This window comes from Acidisarcina polymorpha (assembly GCF_003330725.1).
GTDB lineage: Bacteria > Acidobacteriota > Terriglobia > Terriglobales > Acidobacteriaceae > Acidisarcina > Acidisarcina polymorpha.
The window spans coordinates 2,014,350-2,034,078 of record NZ_CP030840.1 but is presented as its reverse complement, the minus strand read 5'-3'; the positions used below and the strand labels follow the sequence as shown (position 1 = coordinate 2,034,078).

The 19,729-nt window shown below is 56.4% G+C and carries 13 protein-coding genes; 8 read left to right on the top strand and 5 right to left on the bottom strand.

The window, feature by feature from the left end; all coding sequences use genetic code 11:
• Nucleotides 1–21 precede the first annotated feature (21 nt).
• From ACPOL_RS08840 to ACPOL_RS08830, 3 genes are read right to left on the bottom strand one after another with little or no spacing between them, the layout of a single operon-like run.
• Entirely contained in the window at nucleotides 22–1,788 is a 1,767-nt protein-coding gene (locus ACPOL_RS08840; RefSeq protein WP_114206723.1) for a HEAT repeat domain-containing protein, read from the bottom strand.
• A 46-nt stretch (nucleotides 1,789–1,834) separates the two neighbouring features.
• Nucleotides 1,835–3,136 (bottom strand): MFS transporter, encoded by a 1,302-nt coding sequence (locus ACPOL_RS08835; RefSeq protein ID WP_114206722.1) that lies wholly within the window; start codon nucleotides 3,134–3,136, stop codon nucleotides 1,835–1,837.
• Nucleotides 3,136–4,146, bottom strand: a complete 1,011-nt coding sequence (locus ACPOL_RS08830) for an aldolase (RefSeq protein ID WP_114206721.1) — start codon at nucleotides 4,144–4,146, stop codon at nucleotides 3,136–3,138. Before ACPOL_RS08830 ends, ACPOL_RS08835 begins: the two co-directional genes overlap by 1 nt.
• 409 nt (nucleotides 4,147–4,555) lie before the next feature.
• Between ACPOL_RS08830 and ACPOL_RS08825 the strand changes: the two genes are divergently transcribed.
• Nucleotides 4,556–5,554 (top strand): NAD-dependent epimerase/dehydratase family protein, encoded by a 999-nt coding sequence (locus ACPOL_RS08825; protein ID WP_114206720.1) that lies wholly within the window; start codon nucleotides 4,556–4,558, stop codon nucleotides 5,552–5,554.
• Between the two features lie 291 nt (nucleotides 5,555–5,845).
• Here the strand turns inward: ACPOL_RS08825 and ACPOL_RS08820 are convergent, their stop codons facing one another.
• The gene (locus ACPOL_RS08820) at nucleotides 5,846–7,183 is read right to left on the bottom strand and encodes a hypothetical protein (protein WP_114206719.1); all 1,338 of its coding nucleotides are present in this window, start codon (nucleotides 7,181–7,183) and stop codon (nucleotides 5,846–5,848) included.
• A gap of 282 nt (nucleotides 7,184–7,465) precedes the next feature.
• On the opposite strand from ACPOL_RS08820, the gene ACPOL_RS34630 reads away from it, so the two are divergent.
• Genes ACPOL_RS34630 through ACPOL_RS08810 form a run of 3 tightly spaced genes read left to right on the top strand, consistent with a single transcriptional unit; the run spans nucleotide 7,466 to nucleotide 12,106 of the window.
• Complete coding sequence (locus ACPOL_RS34630; RefSeq protein ID WP_236657338.1) at nucleotides 7,466–8,320, top strand: carboxypeptidase-like regulatory domain-containing protein; 855 nt, start codon at nucleotides 7,466–7,468, stop codon at nucleotides 8,318–8,320.
• Nucleotides 8,221–10,917 carry a TonB-dependent receptor domain-containing protein gene (locus ACPOL_RS08815; RefSeq protein ID WP_479686128.1) on the top strand — a complete coding sequence of 899 codons (2,697 nt, stop codon included), beginning with the start codon at nucleotides 8,221–8,223 and terminating at the stop codon, nucleotides 10,915–10,917. Before ACPOL_RS34630 ends, ACPOL_RS08815 begins: the two co-directional genes overlap by 100 nt.
• A gap of 37 nt (nucleotides 10,918–10,954) precedes the next feature.
• Nucleotides 10,955–12,106, top strand: a complete 1,152-nt coding sequence (locus ACPOL_RS08810; RefSeq protein WP_114210716.1) for a phosphatidylinositol-specific phospholipase C1-like protein — start codon at nucleotides 10,955–10,957, stop codon at nucleotides 12,104–12,106.
• Nucleotides 12,107–12,142: 36 nt separating this feature from the next.
• On the opposite strand, the gene ACPOL_RS08805 is transcribed toward ACPOL_RS08810, so the two are convergent.
• A complete protein-coding gene (locus ACPOL_RS08805; protein WP_114206718.1) occupies nucleotides 12,143–13,315 on the bottom strand; it encodes a cystathionine beta-lyase in 1,173 nt (390 codons plus the stop codon).
• A gap of 215 nt (nucleotides 13,316–13,530) precedes the next feature.
• Between ACPOL_RS08805 and ACPOL_RS08800 the strand changes: the two genes are divergently transcribed.
• The 4 genes from ACPOL_RS08800 (at nucleotide 13,531) to metH (ending at nucleotide 19,714) form a co-directional block, all read left to right on the top strand.
• A complete protein-coding gene (locus tag ACPOL_RS08800; RefSeq protein ID WP_114210715.1) occupies nucleotides 13,531–14,319 on the top strand; it encodes an ABC transporter ATP-binding protein in 789 nt (262 codons plus the stop codon).
• A gap of 207 nt (nucleotides 14,320–14,526) precedes the next feature.
• Nucleotides 14,527–15,360, top strand: coding sequence for a hypothetical protein (locus ACPOL_RS08795; RefSeq protein ID WP_114206717.1), 834 nt, complete (start codon nucleotides 14,527–14,529; stop codon nucleotides 15,358–15,360).
• A 479-nt stretch (nucleotides 15,361–15,839) separates the two neighbouring features.
• Nucleotides 15,840–16,973 carry a homocysteine S-methyltransferase family protein gene (locus ACPOL_RS08790; RefSeq protein ID WP_114206716.1) on the top strand — a complete coding sequence of 378 codons (1,134 nt, stop codon included), beginning with the start codon at nucleotides 15,840–15,842 and terminating at the stop codon, nucleotides 16,971–16,973.
• Entirely contained in the window at nucleotides 16,970–19,714 is a 2,745-nt protein-coding gene (gene metH / locus ACPOL_RS08785) for a methionine synthase (RefSeq protein WP_114206715.1), read from the top strand. The genes ACPOL_RS08790 and metH overlap by 4 nt, the downstream gene beginning before the upstream one ends.
• Nucleotides 19,715–19,729 lie beyond the last annotated feature (15 nt).

Here is a 19,729-nt window from a genome sequence, read left to right as displayed (position 1 = left end):
ATGTAGCTCATGCCCAGAGATTTAGACCTTGGGGTGCAACATCTCTATCTTGGCGATTGCCCATAAGGCTAAATGTTCTTGTGCAGGGTGATTTTTGCTAAGGGTCTTCAGAGCGTCGAGCGCCTCGGGATCTCCTTGCCAGGCCAAGACCTGGATGGCCCGCTCCCGAACCTGTGCGCTGTCGTTGGCAAGCGCCTTCCGCACCTCCGGCAGCACCGCTGGGCCGCCTTGCACCAACATCCACTCTGCCCGCTCAGCAACATCATTGTCAGCTGAGCCGAGAGCTTCAACCGCCGGCCGTGGATCCCCTCCGATGCGGTCCCACATGTCGAATGCCGCCACGGTTGCGTTTACTTGGGCGAAGTCCTTATCGGAGCGAAAGGCCAATTCCTCTAAAACCTGCATGGCGTCGGTGCCCTTAAGCATGGATATCGCCTGCACCATCTTCATCTGACAACGAAAAGAAGCCGTGAGCGCGTCAGTTTCAGACGGTGTGAATGGGGCCTTGCCTCGTTTGATTCGGTCATCATAGATCACGCGTTCTGAGGACATCTCTACGCGAAGCCGCGGCGGGATGTCCCTGATCGCGATCTCTGGCTGATGCTTAGCTAACGCCATGGCAGCCGCTCCACGAACCGCGGGGTCGCCATGGGACAACATCGGCAGCAGCGCTTCAGCGGGAGCGTCACCGGGCGCACGTGACAGCGCCATCAGCGCCGCTTGCAAGACCGCTGGATCTTGGTCGTGCAGCAGCGGAAGTAGTGTGCTTGCGGGGGCCTCTAACATCCCAAGCGCCCATGCCGCATTGGCACGGGCATCAGCATCTTGAGATCGCAAGGCTTTAGTGAACGCGGAGATCGGCGTTCGCGGACGGGCCGTAACGAGCGCTACTGCTGCTGCTCGGGAGACGTGGTCGTCCCCATCCGAAAGCCATCGCGCAAAATCATTCTGCAGCGGAAGTCCACGATATCGAGAGAGCTGCAGGATGGCTTTGACGCGCCCGTCACTAGCGCAATTGTCGGCTTGTTCGGAAAGTTCCTGCAGCTTGTGTTCTACTGGTCTACCGACTGCATCCGCCCCCAGCCTGGGGTAGTCCACATTGATCGCGTCTACCCCGGCCACCACCGCTGCCTTCATTGCAGGCAAATCCATCTCATGCTCGTTAGCAGAGAAGTTCGCTACGACGCTCTTCCCCTTTAAGTGGTACTGCCTGACCTCAGTCTCAGTTATCCCTGGCTGCACCCAGACCGTGCCGTCACCGACGTCTTTAGCGTCCGGATAGATCTGCTTGACATCGCTCCACTGGCCGCCGAACTGGACCCGCTCCAACATGCCCTCATGTCGCACCACCTCCAAGACGCTCAACCCAATGCCTTTCGTCTTTATATCTAAGACGAGCCGGACGTCGAGTCTTCGTGCCATTCGCAGCGCGTCCTCAAAGAGCACGATATGCATTCCAGCAAATCTTTCACCCATCCAGGAACCTGCATCGCGCAGTTCAAGATCCTCGTAGTAGCTCTTTTCCGTTTCGCCAACTCCGTCCGTGAGCCTTTCCAAGATGCCGTCGTGGTTGAGCACGATTTCTCCGCCAAGGGTGCGCCGCAGATCGATCTCGACGACGTTGCAGCCTAGAAGCGCCGCCTGCTCCAGAGATTCGAGCGTATTCTCCGGAACATCTTCGTTCGCGGTTCGATGGCACCGCAACTGTACGCTCCCGGGTAAAAGGGTTCCGGCTTGGCTGACAGTTGCTGCGAGGACGATAAACAGCACGGCGAAGAACTGCTTCATCTCTTTCATCTCCGAATCGCTAGTTCAAGAGCAACGCAACGAGGCTCTATGTTTGCACCTGCACTTCATCGTTGCGGGATCCGATCAGTATCCAAAACATCGCTGCCACTACGAGCGCCAATGCCGCTATTGCCTGCAACACGCGCGGGTATCCGAATCGCGTGAAAAGTATCCCCGCGCCCGCAGTAGCAGCAGACGCCGCGAGAGCATTGCAGAAGAGTGTCATCGCTGCAGCGTTACTACGCCCACTGTCGGGGGTTCTATTCATGAGCAAGTTGTAGAGGCCTGGAGAGCTCATCCATTGGGCGGCTGAAAAGCCGAGATACAAAGCGACGGCCACCCTGGCATCCACTGCAATCGACAGAGAGGCGAGAGCCAACGCCGTGGCGATCTGGGTCGCGATGATTCCTTTGACCAGTCCGAGTTTGCGAAAAACGAACGGCGTCAACAGCCCCAAACAAAGCTGAACGACTTGGGTCGTCGAAAAGATCAGTCCGATCCGGCTCATCGGGATGTGCAGGTCGCGCGACAGGTAAACATTCGCGAAGGGACTGAAGGCTGCAATCACTCCAGACCAGAGGGCCATAGCCGGCAAGAACGTCAACAAAAAAGGATGAACCCGCAATCGGCTCAACCAACCGCGATGGAACGAACCTGTCTGTGACGTCGTCGATTGATCGAGTTGTCGCGGCAGTGGTAGACGAAGCACGAAGATTAGACCTAAAATGGCGACCCCGCACGAACCGAGCAGTATTAACCGCTTTACCTCGAAGGCCTGCATGGGGAGGCCAATCCGCTTGAGCCACTGTGGGAGATAGCCGCACACGACGCCCCCCAAGGCACTGGTACCGATACTTACAGAAAAGATCAGACTGAACGCCGAGGGCCGGTTCTTCTCGGTGGTCGACCGCGCTACTGCCGGAAGAAAGCAAACGCCCCAGCTGGACATGGCTAACCCTGACAAGAAGGCGAGCCCGATCTGCGCCGTCTGCCACATCAACAGCACACGCAGCGCATTCAAGAACGGGGCTAAAAGGAAGCAAAGAACTAGCAGCGGCCCAATCCCATATTTGTGTGCGAACATCCCTGCCGGGAGCGTGCCCACCACGGATCCGAGCGTCATTGCTCCGCCTATCAAGCCAATCGCCCGCTCATTGAAGTGGAAATCGAGCAAGTAGAGATTAAAGAGGAAGAAATAAACCGAGAAGCCCGCATCGAAGAAGAATGCAGCGGCGAAGAAAATCCAGAAACTGCGGCTTAGGTTTCTCTGACGAAGCCAAGCGGAAGGACTCCTCCAAAAGGAAGAAGCTGCCACTGTCGCAGGGATCGGCTCCAGAAGAAGATCCATCAGCGTCCCTCGCTCACTAATGCGCGCAGCCGCTCAACGGCCCAGTCCAGATCGTTGTATCGAAGCTCGAAGACCTCGGCGGTCAGCAGCCGTTCGATGGCTTCGTAGTGGACGGCGAGCGACTCCGCTGATCCGAAAAGAACCTGGCGCATAAACTGGCGGGCCACGTCAGTCCGGTAGCGTGTGAGCTGCGGCACGCCGCCCGTCCGCCGATTCAGAAAGACAATGAAGTCGATCTCGGCTGTCTCTGCCCGCACGATCCGATGCATCAACCTGGTCGGCATCTCGATCGATGGCTTGCCTGCCGCGCGCGGAGTGATCTCAAGGCTTGAGACTTCTGGAAAAAGCTCTCCAGCCGATGGACGGAAGCGGACCTGGTGGCTGTTGCCCATGACGATTCGCTCTTTGCCGGAGTTCAAAAGATAACTGCAATCGTCAGTGATGTATGTCCATCCGCTTCGAGCACAGGCATAAGAGAGAGTTGATTTGCCCGCTCCGGAGTCGCCGCACAACAGGACGCCACTTCCTTCAAGCGCTACACATCCGGCGTGAATGGGAGTCGTATGCTGATTGGCGATGTGGCAGCCGGCGGTTGACTCTAGAAAAAAGTAGCGCAGGTAGCTCTTGTGCCGCAGAGCAGCAGTGGAAATAACCATCTGCGTCCGATGTTGCGAGAGGTCACAGATGCAGTAGTTGTTGCTATCTGCAACACTCACCAGCAGCGGCTGCATGATCCGATATTCTGGAGCGGGAGGGCACTCGATCGAGTCACACTCGAGAACGTGAACGTCCACCAGGATGGGCTTTGTGTCGAATCGCGGCTCGTAGACTCCCCAGACCTCTTCAGATATTGAGAGGATTTCTGCTGAATTTGTCCGTAGCTCGGCTGGAAATCCAAACGGATAGAACATTCTCTGCAGGGGGAGCTCAGGAGCATCCAGGAGATGCCTTGAAAAATCCAACATCTGCGAGGCATCACACGCGGACTCTAATTCTTCGATCGTCATCATAAGCTGTCTCGGCTAAGTTCCGGGGAAGTTGTGGGCAAGGACGAAGGAGGCTAACTGGTGACAGTATTCACTCTCTTATGTCATTACTGGCTTTGCAAAAGATTGACGTCACCTGGAGACCGAGTATGAATTCATCCACTCGTCGATTTGTTATTGAAATGTCATCATTTTGTACCATTGTTGCGAGACGACCCAGCGATGCCTGCTGCGGCTCTGGGTAGGGACCGGAATGCTGCCGGATGAGGAAGGGACCTGAGAAGGTTAACAAAGCAGTGACAATCTGAGGTCAAGAAGGTGACAAGTACCTCAGCGCGAACAATTAAGTTGCTATCTGAATCGCGTCAACGCAATTAGCTGAGCAAGATTATTGCGCTGCTACGTTCGCGAAAATGAAGGTCGGGACTTGCTGATGGATACCAAGAGGAAAACAGCAGTAGTCTGCGGTGCGGGCGGCTTTATAGGCGGCCATCTCGTAAAGCGGCTACTCGAGCGAGGCATCGAGGTTATCAGGGCTGTAGACATCAAACCCGTCGGCTACTGGCACCAGGTATCGGACGATGTGGAGAACCTTTCACTTGATCTGAAGGAAAGGCACAATTGTCTCTTGGCTGTTGAAGGTGCCGATCTGGTCTATCAGCTGGCCGCCGACATGGGCGGAATGGGATTCATCGAGAACAATAAAGCTCTTTGCATGCTCAACGTGTTGACCAACACCAATATGTTGCTAGCGGCGAAGGAATGTGGGGTTGATCGGTTCTTCTACTCGTCTTCCGCCTGTGTCTACAATGCGGATAAGCAAGGGAGCGTAAATGCCTCTCCGTTGAAGGAAGGCGATGCATACCCGGCTCAGCCCGAAGACGGCTATGGATGGGAAAAACTATTCAGCGAGCGAATGTGCCGACACTTCGAAGAGGACTTCGGCATGATCTGCCGCGTGGCCCGCTTTCATAACGTGTATGGGACACATGGCACCTGGATAGGGGGTCGCGAAAAAGCGCCCGCTGCAATCTGCCGCAAAGTCATCGAGGCCAAGGTCTCAGGATCGCGAGAGATCAATATCTGGGGCAACGGCCAGCAAACCCGTAGCTTCATGTTCATCGACGACTGCATTCACGGTACTGAACTGATTATGAACAGTGATATTGAGACCCCAATCAACCTTGGATCAAGCGAAGTCGTCACGATCAATAATCTAGTCGATATCGTGGAGGAAATCGCTGGCATCAAGCTGAGGCGAACCTATGATCTGAATGCACCTCGGGGCGTTAATGGACGCAATAGTGACAATTCCATGATCTTGGATCGACTGCAATGGGAGCCTTCGATTCCGCTCCGCATTGGTCTAGAGAAGACCTATCGCTGGATAGAGGAAGAGATGGCCAGTCGCGTTGTGCGATCGGCTGCCTAAAGTCCCTCTCGGCTGGTGGCTCTCCGGCGGTCGTCAACTATTGAAGTGCGAAGCATGCGCTCAGCTCAGCTGCCCCTGAATCATTCTCAAGCTTAAGCGGTCTGAGCCCGGGATTGCCGCAACTGGATTTCGTCGCGGGCTGTGTGAGGGTGGTAGAGGTCCTCGGAGAATGAAAGGGGTTGTGCAGCGAGACACCAGAATAGAGCGCCTGTGAGGTGTTGTCGACGTACGTCTCGATCTGGGCGCCGGACGAGAATCCTTGCTGATAATCAAAGGCGAGAAACTGGAAAATTACTCAGGAGAGACGCGATATCCCATGACTTCGGAATGAGAAGCGTTGCCATTCATATTGCTCGACTGCAGCAGGATCTCAAAGAAGGGAATCGAGCCATCCGGTTTGCGGATTCTTTGGAGGAAAGGTAATAGGCGAGCGTCATCAAAGACGAAGTCCGCAGCAGACTCGGTGCCGGCCATTGAGGTGCCTTCGAGGATTAAGACCTGGCCTGAACCAGCCAGATTGGGCCTCAACGCGACGATGCCGTAGATCTTATGTTCGGGATCCGCCCGGTCTGATTCGTAGCGGGGAAGCTCCTTGTCGCGAGGCGAGCGATTGATTATCGAGAATGAACCCCATTGATGATTATGCTGCACACGGAAGTTCATCTGGTCTTCGAAAAGCTCCACCCATGGCGTACCCTCCTGAGTTCCCAGGAGGATGACTGGACCGGCCTTCAAGTCGTTGGGCCGAACATCACGGGAATACCGGACTTCGATCCCGTTTGTGGACGGACCAGCCGTTCGATAGAGACGAGCGACGATTTCTGTATCCACAATCGAGGTATATCGATGTTCTGCGATAGTCTGCACTGTCTGCACGGTGGTACCGGCCGGAGAATCTATATGTGTCCGGTAATTGCCGCTCAGATAGTCCGTCAGGTTAACGGGGCTACCAGTGAGGTTTTCAAGGATTGTCAAGCCGGTGTCGGAGCAAATCACCATCGTGGGCCGATCGTGCGAAAAGAAATTTCTCCATAACGGGTGCTCTTTTGTGATGAACGGTGCAGCACGCGGATCGGAACGAGCAGAGGCCAGCAGATATGCGATACAGCCACAAGCCAGCAGTAGAGCAACGCTCAAGACCCATATGACGCGGCGATCGAAGTCTTCAGCGACCGGCATTGGTGTGGACGGCGGTGGTGGATCAAGTTCATTCGCAGTCGCTGACAAGACAGACGGTCCAGTCTCTTCGATCGACCAAAGCGGTCCCCTCGGCTCAAATGCAGGGACGTAGCCTCCCTTGGGAATGGAGAGACGCATCGTCTCGTGAATGCCCTCTTCGGTGAAGTATTGTTCCAGTTTTTGGCGTAATCGACTCGCATGAGAGCGAACAATGCCATCCACCGACGGATCGTAATTGCGGCTTCTTCCGAAGACGCCCGCGCCAATGTTGAGTTCGTTGATTTCGTCGTTACGTCCGCGCAGTGAAAGTTCGCAGATATAAAGAAGGATGCTGCATAACCTAGGCGACTTCACAAATGAGGCCGACGAAACAATTCGCTCCACCAACGCCCAACGTGGATCTTCCACGATGGCTGGTTGCAGCTCAAGCTGAGGTATGGTGTCGCTCATGCAAACAGTTGTGTCAATTCGGTTAAGTGTCAGTAAACACTTTCCAGATGAACGCTTGATAAAAGGCAAGTGAGGAGGTGTTTTCAGCCCGGAGCATTTAACAAAGATAAATCCGGCTCGTAAATCTCCTTGTTAAGGCGGGGTAAATGGTTAACCCAATTGAACTTAGTCCGCTTAACATGGGTGCTACTGCGAAATGACTGGGTACATCCCGCTGCTACTGGCTAGAGTTCGGAAAGAGGACGATCTCCACATCGGCCATCGAGCATAGGAGTAGCAGTTATGTCGAGGAAGTCTATCCATTCTAGGCCCCGGAGCGGATGTCTCTCTTTTCCCAGGTTCTTCGCGAGTGCGGCCCTGGTCCTGTTCGCGATCGTTCAAGCCATCCATCCCCTAGCCTATGCGCAGTTTGACTCGGCAAGCGTTCTAGGAAGCATCACCGATCCGAATGGCGCAAGTGTCCCATCAGCTACGGTTCAGCTGGAGGATTCGGGAAAGGGTGTGGTTGTTACCCGAGCGACTGATGCCAACGGCAATTACGAATTCACAAATGTATTGCCTGGAGACTACGCGATCACCGTATCGGCTCCCGGTTTCGAGACCTCGAAGACCGACCATTTCACAGTGACGGTGGGCGCCAGACAGCGAGTCTCGCTCACGCTGAAGCTGGGTGGCGACGCGCAGACTGTGACTGTTTCAGGAGCTGCTAGCCAGCTTGAAACGGACACCAGCGATCGAGGCGAGACGGTCCAGGCCCAAGAAGCAGTCACCCTCCCGCTGAACGGGCGTTCCTACGCCGACCTGTCGACTCTGGTTCCAGGGGTGCGCAAGTCCTTGCTCGAAGTGCTGTCCCTTCCTAGCCGAGACGCTTCGTACAACGTCAACGGCCTGAACTCGATGGTCAACAACTTCCAGTTGGACGGCATCGACAATAACGCCTACCAGAGCGCGAACCAGGGATATTCGAACGAGGCGATCGTTCCCTCGCCCGACGCAATCCAGGAGTTCAAGGTCCAGACGGACAATTACAGCGCTGAATACGGCGCGCTGGCGGAGCCATCATTAACGCCACCATCCGCAGTGGGACCAACCAGTTTCATGGAGTTCTCTACGACTATCTGCGAAACACGGTCTTGAATGCCTACGGGCCGTTCATCGGTACAGGCGTCAAGCCTACTTTGGTGCAGAACCAGTTTGGCGGCACGTTCGGGGGGCCGATCAAGAAGGACAAGCTCTTCTTCTTTGCGGATTACGAAGGGTTGCGCCACGTCGACCACTCTATTCAGACGGCTGTAGTTCCGACCCCAGCGCAATCGCAGGGTATCTTCACCGATCCACAAGGAAACCCGATTCCCTTGCGCAACCCGATCACCGGTGCGCAGTACGCTAACGGCGTGATCCCCGCCGCCGATCAGAGTCCGTTTGCGGCCAAGGTCTTGAGTATTCTGCAGGCAGATGCGGCGCCCAACACTAATGTTGCGGCAGGCGGCAGCAACTTCGTCTCGACTCCAGCCAACACTGAGACGGTGAACAAGGGAGATGGCCGCGTCGACGCTTACATCAGCCCCCGCTCGACAGCCTTCGCGCGCTATAGCCAGGACTCGTGGGTCTATTTTCTGGCCCCGAACATACCCGGTCTGGCGGGAGGAAACAGCAACGGAACGCTCTTCGCGTATACACGGCAAATAGCGGGAGGATATAACTTCACCCCGACAGCGAATTCGATTTTAGAGCTTCGTCTCGGCCTCACTTGGACCAGGAGCGGCAAGTCGCCCGTCAATATAGGCGCGGAAAACCTGCTCGCAGAGTTCAACATCCCGAATATTCCGACTGATCCATCGATCACCGGAGGCTTGAACAGCCAGGCAGTTACCGGCTACTCGCAGTTCGGCCGGCAGACGACAAATCCGCAGTTTACCAATCCTTACGACGCAAATCCCAAGGTCAATTACAGCATTGTGAAGGGTCGTCACAGCCTCAAGATGGGCGGCGAATACGGCTACTTCAACATGGCGATATCGGACTTTCACCCGCAGTTCGGGGAAGACTTTTACGCCGGCCAATTCAGCCGAGCCACGGCAACACAAGCGACCGACGCCGCGCACATCCAGGCCTATAACCTCGCCGACTTCCTGGTCGGCGCCCGCAATAGCTATCAGTTGAATAATCTGGCGACGATCAACTATGAGCGCCGCTGGTACATGGGCTACTTTCAGGACGACTTCAAGTTCAGCGACCGGCTGACGTTCAATATGGGTCTTCGCTATGAACTGGTGACACCAAACTGGGAGCAACATAATCATCTGGCGAACTTCGATCCGACGACTAATACGCTGCTGCAAGCATCGGGCGGCTCGCTCTATAACCGATCGCTCGTCAACATCGACAAGAAGGACTTTGCCCCGCGACTTGGCTTTGCTTATGAAGTGAACCCGAAGACGGTCGTACGTGGCGGCTACGGTATCGGGTTCATGCATTACTTCCGTTTCGGCGGCGAAAGCACCCTCGGCTACAACGGCCCCTACATTGTGGATGCGACCATCAACCAGACGCCTCCGAGTCAGGCGAGCGGGGCCACCCAGCAACTTTGCACGTCGGTTACCGACAATCCTTCCACTTGTTTCCGGACCACCCAATCCGGGTATGAGACGAACTTCGCGACCGCGCAGAATTTCTCCACCCTGCAGGCCCAGACGCGATATATTCCTAGGAACTTCAATGCGGCGTATGTGCAGGCTTTTCACCTCACCGTTCAGCGTGAAGTCATGAAAAACACCACGCTTGAGGTCTCTTATGTGGGGAGCCACGGAGTTCGCATTCCCGTCCTGGCGGACTTCAATCAGGGTGCCACAGAGCCAGTGAGTTGCGACGTCGGCGTAGGATGCCTGACTCAGCAGCAGAGGCGGCCGATCGCCAACTTCACCAACATCCTGACTGCGCTCCCCCAGGGATTTCTCATTTACAACTCACTCCAAACCAAGCTTGAACGGCGGTTCAGCGACGGAATCTTCCTCATTAATTCTTTTACCTGGGGCAAGGCCATCAACAACGCGTCTGCCGATCTGGAGACCTATGGCGGGGATGGGGCGGTGGTTAACTTCTACAATCCGGCTGGAGACCGCGGCCTCTCCAGCTACAATCAGCCATTGAATGACACCCTGTCTTTCATCGCAGACCTTCCCTTCGGCAAGGGCAGGATGTTCGGACAGAATGCTCCCGGTTGGGAACAAGCGACTCTGGGAGGGTGGCAGGTGACGGCCATCAACACCGTGACCAGCGGATTGCCGATCAACTTGACCTATACGCCCTCGGCTCAAAATGTCGTATCGAGCACCAGCTCGGCGTATGCGGTGCGTCCGAACTTGGTAACTACAGCTCAGGCCGTGTACGCGCCTAAATCCAGCTATGTCAAGACAAAGAGTGCTCTGAGCAACACCCTGCTGGCGAGTCAAGTGAGCATTCCCTCTCCGAGCCAGTACTTCGGCAACGCGGGCCGCAACGCTCTCGCTGGTCCGGCGTTCGCGCAACTCGACTTGTCGCTGCATAAGTCGGCCCAGCTATGGTCGGAGAGCAGAATCCTTGAGTTCCGCATTGAGGCATTCAATGTCTTGAACTCAACCAACTTTCAGTATCCGGACACAACAGTCACCGATGGAGCGAGCTTCGGCACTTACACTGCGTCGAATGCCTATCCTTCTCGCCAAGTGCAGGTAGCCCTGCGCTTGTCCTTCTAGACGCTAGACGAAGTTCACACTTATGGAGATGGTTTTGATGAAAAGGAATGGGTCCGGCACAGTCTGTATCGCCGCCTTATCTCTGGCTTTGCAGACTGTGGCCGTGGCGGCTGCTAACGACTCGGTCAAGATGAATCAGATTCAGGTGATTGGGTCGCATAACAGCTATCATGCAGGCATTGCGCCGAGTGAAGCGAAGTTAATGAAGGCGAAGAACCCAAAACTGTATCAGGCGTTCGAATATCGACATCGCCCGCTCGATCAGCAATTGAACTCAGGCATACGTCAGATCGAACTCGACATTTACGCGGACAGCAACGGCGGCCGCTATGCGCACCCAAAAGGGCCGGACGCAGTCGCCGCTGCGGGACTGGCGAAGGATCCGGAGTTCGATCCCGAAGGAATCATGAACAAGCCTGGATTTAAAGTCATGCATGTTCAGGATTTCGACTATCGCAGCACCTGCCAGCCGCTCACCGCATGCCTCAAGATCGTCCGTGAATGGTCTCAGTCCCATCCGAATCATTTGCCTGTCTATATTCTTCTCGAAACGAAGCAGAGTGACCTGCCTGCCGAGTATCACGCGACGCCGACGGAACACTTCACGTCGGCGACGTTCGACGCTCTCGATGCAGAAATCCGGTCGGTATTTTCAGCTGGCGAACTGATTGTCCCGGACCAGGTGCGTGGCAAACACAAAACCCTCGAGGAGGCTGTGCTGCACAACGATTGGCCCACGCTGGCGGCTGCGCGGGGCAAGGTTGTATTTCTCATGGATCAGCGGCCAGTCGGCCCGGTCTATCTTGAGGGGCATCCCTCGCTTCGTGGCCGAGTCATTTTCACCAATGCCGCGCCGGGCCAACCTGATTGCGCCTTCACGGAAGAAAACGATGGAAGTCAGCAGGAGATCGCAGATCTTGTTCGGAGGGGCTATCTCGTGCGCACCAGAACCGATGCCGATACCAAAGAAGCGAGAACCAACGACACCACTCGACGGGAAATCGCATTGGCAAGCGGAGCCCAATTGCTAAGCACCGACTACCCAGCGTCTGAACCGTCCGCTTGGACGACGTACTCGGTCAGCCTTCCCGAGGGTGCTGTCGCCAGGTGTAATCCAGTCAATGGACCTTCGAATTGTTCGAACCAGGATCTGATCTCGGATGTGCCCATAACCGCCGAGTCAAGGTAGCTGGGGCGGGGCCAGCAAAAGGCCGGCGGCCCCGCTTCAGGCGTACCCAAACATCTTTCGCAGGCCTCGTTCAAGGTCCGCGATCAGGTCATCGGTATCTTCCAGGCCTATATTGAGTCTGACGATCCGATGTTGGTAGTTCGGCCTGCCTGTCCATTCGGTGAGATCGTAGGCCACTGCAAGGCTGGTGACGCCGCCCCAGCTATAACCGATCTTGAAAATCTGCAGGGCATCCACGAAGGCCACCACCTGTTCCTTCGTCGTGCCTGATCTGAACACGATGGCGAAAACGCCTGAAGAGCCGGTGAAATCCCGTCGCCAGATTTCATGTCCGGGACACGAGTTCAATGCGGGATGCAGGACGCGCTCGATCTCCGGACGATCTGCGAGCCAGCGCGCAATTGAAAGAGCCGAGGCTTCAATCGCTGCAAGGCGCACAGCCAGCGTCTTCATTCCGCGCAAGGCGAGAGTGCAGTCGTCTGGGGAAGCCGCAAATCCGAGTTCTTGGTGGGTCGCCCCAACTTTCTGCCAATCCGCCTCGTTCTTCACCGTGACCGAGCCCAGTAGCAAATCGCTGTGTCCCCCGACATACTTGGTTAGAGCCTGCATGGTGATATCGGCGCCGTGGGCCAGCGCATCGAAATAGACGCCGCCGGACCAGGTGTTATCAACCGCGACCAAGGTCCCGTTCGCATGTGCGACTCGGGTGATAGCGGGCAGGTCCTGCACTTCCATGGTGATAGAACCTGGGCTCTCACACCATACCAGTCTTGTATTCGGCTTCATCACGGCCTGAATGCCCTCACCAACAGTGGGCTCGTAGTAGCTGTGATCCAATCCGAATCGACGGAGGAGATTGTCGGCAAGCTTACGATGCGGTCCGTAGATGCTTGCAGGAAGCAGAACGTGGTCGCCGGCTCCCAGGAACGCCAGGTTGATCAGCGAAATCGCACTCTGCCCTCCGGGGGTAATGACTGTCCGATAGCCCTGTTCGAGTTCACGGATCCGCTCGGCAAGCTCGAGCGTTGTCGGAGTCCCGTAGAGGCCGTAGGTGTACCCCGTCTCGTACTGGTTCCAGGCATCCGAAACAGACGATGCGCTGGAAAAGAGGGTGGTTGATCCCCGGAAGGTAGGCGCGGCCAGGGAACGGTATCCTTCCGGAACGCGGACGTCGGCGTGAATTAGCCTGGTCTTCCAGCTTGTGCTCATCGGAGGATTATAGGGCGAGCCTGCTTCCCTTGAACGCACAACCGCACGCCTATGGGAGGATCCGACTGCCCAGGATCAAGAATTTCGACTTCCATCTTTTGGTGGAGGCGCTAGCGTTGCTCGCGGCACTATGATGCCCCAGTAGGTGCGGGCGCACTAGACTGTGTCCTATGCTGGCGAGTGAGGTCGTTCTGCTGGAGGTGTTCGGAGAGTTGATGTCGACAACTGAGTTCGTAGGCGTCTCAAGATCCGTGGCCACGAAACTGCGCACAGAAAAGCTCGGTATGGTTTTCGAACGAGATGGCAAAAGAATCTCAGTACTTGAGGACATTGATCTAGAGGTAAGCGACGGAGAGTTCGTCTGCCTGGTAGGTCCATCTGGATGCGGCAAATCCACGCTCCTCAATGCACTGGCTGGTTTCCTCGCCCCCACCAGCGGCACGATCTCGATCGACGGCGAAGCCGTCCGCGGTCCGGATCCGCGCCGCATTCTCGTCTTCCAGGAGCGGGGTGTTTTTCCCTGGCTGACCGTTGAAGGCAACATTGGCTTCGGGCTCTCGAAACTGTCCCGCGCTGAACGCAAGGAACGCATCGCACATTACGTGCAGATGGTTCGCCTGCAGGGATTTGAGAATAGCTATCCCTCCGATCTCTCGGGAGGTATGAAGCAGCGAGTGCAGGTGGCGCGCGCACTAGCGGTGAACCCGGACATTCTCTATCTCGATGAGCCTTTTGGCGCTCTGGACTCGATCACCCGGCTTATCATGCGCGGCGAGCTGCTTCGCATCTGGCAGACTGAGCAGCGGACGATTTTTTTTGTCACTCACGATATCGATGAGGCCGTCCAGCTTGCGGACCGCGTCGTTGTCCTTAGTTCTCGTCCAGCTCGAGTGCAAGACATCCTTAAGATAGATATCCCTCACCCGAGAAATATTAGCTCTCCGCGTTATTTGCAGCTTCGTGACGACCTGATGAAGCAGATCGGTTTGGCTTACGATTTATGAAGTCCTCGAAAAAGCCAGCCCGAGAACTTGGTAGCCGGCTCTCCTTCCCGCGGGAGGCGGCGTTATGTGGGCCGCATCTCGTCCCAGCATTTCCGTGACGCAGATCTCGCGACGCGGCAGCAGCCGAATCAACCACCCTCCCGTCGCAAATACAAGACCGCCTCACCTGCAGGCGCACGATCTCTGTTCAGGATAAACAGGAAAACCATGAGAAAAGTTGCAGCTCTCGTTTGCTTGATTGCGTTGGCTGGAGTCGTCCATGCGCAAGAGAACTTCTTCCAGCGGTGGGAAACCCGCACCTCGGCGGTCCAGGCAAAACAGCCGTCCTGGTCGGTTCCGCTGGTGGCGCCATATCCGATGCTGATCCAGGTCTTCCGTTCGGACTTCACTCGCCAGATCACGCCAACTCACACTTCGACCTGGAATTACGGAGCCAGTCGAGGCCTAAACCTGGTTCCGGGCCTCAACAGCGAGATTGATTTTTACTATCCGCCTTATCTTCAGCACAATACGCCTAAAGCCAAGGATGGTTTCGGCGATGTCGGATTCCTGTACAAGTACCGTTTCCTCTCGGCCAATGAAAAGCAGGGGAATTACATGCTGAGTGCGCAAGTGACCGCCACGATTCCAACCGGGAGCCACAGCAATGGGAGCACGGATGCCTCGGTCTCGCCTTCAATTCTCGGCGGCAAGGGTTTGGGCAGATTCGACGTGATTTCTTCCCTGGGAGGGCTGCTTCCGACCGGCGATACCAAGACGCTTGGTCGTTCCATCGCGTGGAATACCACCGCGCAATACCGCCTAGGCAGGTATGTTTGGCCGGAACTCGAGGCGAACACGACTCATTTCCTCGGTGGTAAGAATGATGGGAAGACGCAGAATTTCTTGACTCCCGGCATAACATTCAGCAAATTCAAGTTTCATCCCCAGGACACTCATAGTCGCACCGGCATCGCCTTTGGAGCAGGCATGCAGATGGCGACTTCCCATTTTCACAGCTACAATCACGAACTCGTTTTTACTGCGAGATTAATTTTTTAGCGCTCTCGGGCAACGAAGTTGAGCTGCCAGGCTCAGGAAAACCGGTCCTGCCCGGTCCCTCTTCAAGCACTTGCTTCTACGTTAGCCCCTGTCGAATCGTTGCAACCCTCTCAAGCATCAAAAATCTCCGCGGGGGTGGGGCGGCGCTTTCGTAAAAGAAATCAGTGGATGGCGATCACCGGGCCGGTTGTATTCATAATGGCGGAGAAGCCTGCTGAATGGCGGAGAAGCCTGCTGACCGAAGAGCCGACGCGCATTCCGTGGCCGCCAGAATCGCAACGCTATAATTAGAAGAGCATTCTACGGCTGTTGATGACGCCACGCGGATGAAATCACCGCTCCGGCTAGACGCCTGCGGCTGGAAGCAAAAGTTGCACTTGTTTGACTCTGCCGCCTAACCGGCCTCGATGGCCAGTGAACCACGCGAGGCAGGTACCCCTTATTGCGCTATTGACAGGTGTGAGACCATCGGGGAGAAAATGACAAATTCAGAGCGCCAACACCCTTTGCAAAAGATTCTCGAAAATCGCATCGCCATCATTGACGGAGCGATGGGCACGACGATCCGCACCTATAGCATGACCGAAGCCGATATTCGCGGGGAGCGCTTCAAGAACTCGACGAAGGATCTGCTGAATAACGGCGACCTCTTCTCGCTGACCCAGCCGGACATGATCTGTGACATACACCGGCGGTTTCTGGAGGCAGGCGCGGACATCATCGAGACGAACACGTTTGGTGCGACCAGCATTACCCAGAGCGAATTTTTTGTCGACGACCCTCGCGAGCATGGCGGCCGCAAGGATCCAGAGTTCTACCAAAAGGTGATCGAGGATGCTTCGTTGAGCAGCCTGGCATGGGAGATCAACGAGACATCAGCGCGGCAGTGCCGGGAGTGGGCCGAGCGCGTGGGGAGCGCGACCGGGCGTCAAAGGTTCGTGGCGGGAGCGATCGGGCCGCTGACCGTCTCTCTCTCGAACTCGCCCGACGCCGATGATGCAGGCTTCCGGGTAGTCACGTTCGATCAGGTCAAGGCCGCCTACATGGAGCAAGTGCGCGCGCTTATCGCCGGTGGCTCGGACATGCTTCTGGTCGAGACCATCTTCGACTCTTTGAATGCCAAAGCAGCGCTCGTGGCTATCCGCGACGTGTTTGACCAGGACGGCAGAGAACTGCCGGTGATGATCTCGGCGGCGGTGGGGCGGGGCGGGGAGACCCTGATCTCGGCGCAGACGACCGAGGCGTTCTGGAATGCGGTGCAGCATGTAAAGCCGCTCTCCGTAGGTCTGAATTGCTCGCTTGGTCCCGATCTGATGTATCCGTTCCTGGAAGAACTTTCGGAGAAGGCGAACGTGGCGATTTCCTGTTATCCCAATGCGGGTTTGCCCAATCCGCTCTCTGCAACCGGCTTCGATTTGGGACCGTCGGACATGGCTCGTTACCTGGGCGACTTCGCGCGGGCGGGTTTGATCAACATTGCCGGCGGGTGCTGCGGCAATACTCCTGAGCACATTGCGGCGATTGCGAAGGCGCTTGAGGGCCAGGCTCCGAGAAAATGGGGAACAACGATGACTGAGGGTTCCTACGCTCTCCAGGGTGAGAGCCGAGCATGAGCATAATCGAAAGCGGGAGTGTCGTAGAGGCTGCGATTGCTGATGCTGTAGTAAAGCCATTGCGTCTATCCGGGTCACAACCATTCACTCAGCAGCCGGGCGTCTACATCATGATCGGCGAGCGGACCAACGTGGCCGGTTCGCCCAAATTCGCGCGGCTGATCAAGGAAGGGAAATACGAAGAAGCGGTAAGCATAGCCCGGCAGCAGGTCGAAAATGGCGCCAATGTCATTGACATCTGCATGGACGAGGGCATGATCGACGGTGTCGTCGCAATGACTCGTTTTCTGCAGTTGCTAGGCAGCGAGCCTGAGGTCGCTAAAGTCCCATTCATGGTGGATTCGTCGAAGTGGGAGGTCATTGAAGCTGGGCTCAAGTGCCTGCAGGGCAAGGGGATCGTCAATTCCATCTCGCTGAAGGAAGGCGAAGACAAGTTTCGCCAGAACGCCTCCACCGTACTGAAATATGGCGCTGCGGCGGTGGTCATGGCTTTCGACGAACAGGGCCAGGCGGCGACCTTCGACGAAAAAATACGGATCTGCGAGCGCGCCTATCGCATCCTCGTCGATCAAGTGGGTTTTCCGTCCGAAGACATCATCTTCGATCCGAACATTCTCACCGTTGCCACGGGCATGGAGGAGCACAACAACTACGCGGTCGACTTCATCAACGCTACCCGCTGGATCAAGAAGAATCTACCGAATGCGAAGGTCAGCGGCGGTGTTTCGAACATCTCTTTCAGCTTCCGCGGCAACAACAAAGTCCGGGAAGCGATGCACTCGGCATTTCTGTATCACGCCATTGCGGCGGGTATGGACATGGGCATCGTCAACGCCGGGATGCTCGAAGTGTACGAGGAGATTGAGCCTGAGCTGAAGGTGCTGGTCGAAGATGTTCTACTTAACCGCCGCCCGGACGCAACCGAGCGGCTGGTCGAGCACGGCGAATCGCTGAAGAGCATCGGCACCGTGGTCAGCGAAAAGAAGGCCGAGGAATGGCGCAACGGTACCGTCGAGGAACGTCTCTCCCACGCGCTCGTCAAAGGTATCGACGCATACATCGAGGTCGATACTGAGGAAGCGCGCATCAAGTTTGGGCGTCCCTTATTAGTGATTGAAGGCCCCCTGATGGATGGCATGAGCGTGGTCGGGGATCTGTTCGGCGCCGGCAAGATGTTCCTGCCCCAAGTGGTCAAGTCGGCGCGGGTCATGAAGAAGGCGGTAGCGCACCTGACACCATTCATGGAAGCTGAGAAGGCCGCGATGGAGGCCGCTGGACAGGTCGTCAAGGCGCAAGGAAAGATCGTGCTTGCAACCGTCAAGGGAGATGTTCACGATATCGGCAAAAATATTGTCGGCGTCGTCTTGGCCTGCAATAACTACGAAGTCATTGACATGGGAGTGATGGTCTCGAGCGAAAAAATCCTCGAGCGTGCCAGGACAGAAAAGGCGGACCTGATCGGCCTCAGCGGCCTGATTACGCCCTCGCTCGACGAGATGGTGCATGTGGCCAAGGAGATGGAGCGGCAGGGCTTCAAAATCCCGCTGCTGGTTGGTGGGGCGACGACCAGCCGGGCGCACACGGCCGTGAAGATTGCACCGCACTACAGCGAACCGGTTGTTCACGTGCTTGATGCCAGCCGCGCCGTACCGGTCACGACCAGCTTGTTGAGCGAGGACGGCAAAGCGGAGTTTGTGACCCAGCATCGCACCGACTACGAAGCGCTCCGCAAGGCGCACTCGGCACCGCGCCAGTCGGTCGTCTCTCTGGAAGCGGCTCGCGCGAGGCGAACTTCGATCGAGTGGCGTCCCGAAGACCTGCCGGTCCCGCAGTTCACTGGATTGCGTGTGCTCGATAATTTCCCGCTGGCGACGCTCCGGGACTTCATCGACTGGTCGCCTTTCTTCCATACCTGGGGACTGAAAGGCGCTTACCCCCGCATCCTCGAGCATGAGGGACACGGCGAGCAGGCGAGACAGATCTTCGCCGATGGCAATGCTCTTCTCGACACCATCATTGAGAAAAAGCTGGTTACTGCCCGCGGAGTCTATGGCTTCTTTCCTGCGAATGCGGTGGGAGACGATGTGGAACTGTACACCGACTCGAAGCGCGAAAAGAGGTTGGAGGAGTTTCACTTCCTGCGCCAGCAAGCAAATCGGGAAGGCAGCGAACCATGCCGCTCGCTGAGCGACTTCATCGCCCCCAAAGAAACCGGGTTGGCCGATCACATCGGCGCTTTCGCGGTGACCAGTGGAATCGGCCTTCAGGAACTATGTGACCGCTTCCGGGCCGCGCACGACGACTACAACGCTATTATGGCTGAGGCGCTCGCCGACCGCCTCGCCGAGGCTTTCGCCGAATGCCTGCATAAACGGGTGCGGGAAGAGTGGGGCTACGGGTGTGCTGAAGGCCTGAGCAATAGCGACCTTATCCAGGAAAAGTATCGCGGGATCAGGCCGGCCGCCGGGTATCCGGCTTGCCCAGACCACACCGAAAAGGGCACGCTGTGGCGCTTGCTTGACGTCCAAGCGAACACGGGAATGGTGATTACAGAATCGTTTGCGATGTGGCCGGGATCAAGCGTCAGCGGCCTCTATTTCGCCCACCCCGAGTCGCGATATTTTAGCCTCGGAAAAATCGACCGCGATCAAGTCGTGGACTACAGCCAACGCAAGGGGATGAGTGTGGCGGAAGTTGAGCGGTGGCTCGGCCAGAACCTCAACTACGATCCTGCCCAGTAGCGTTGAGTTCGGGAA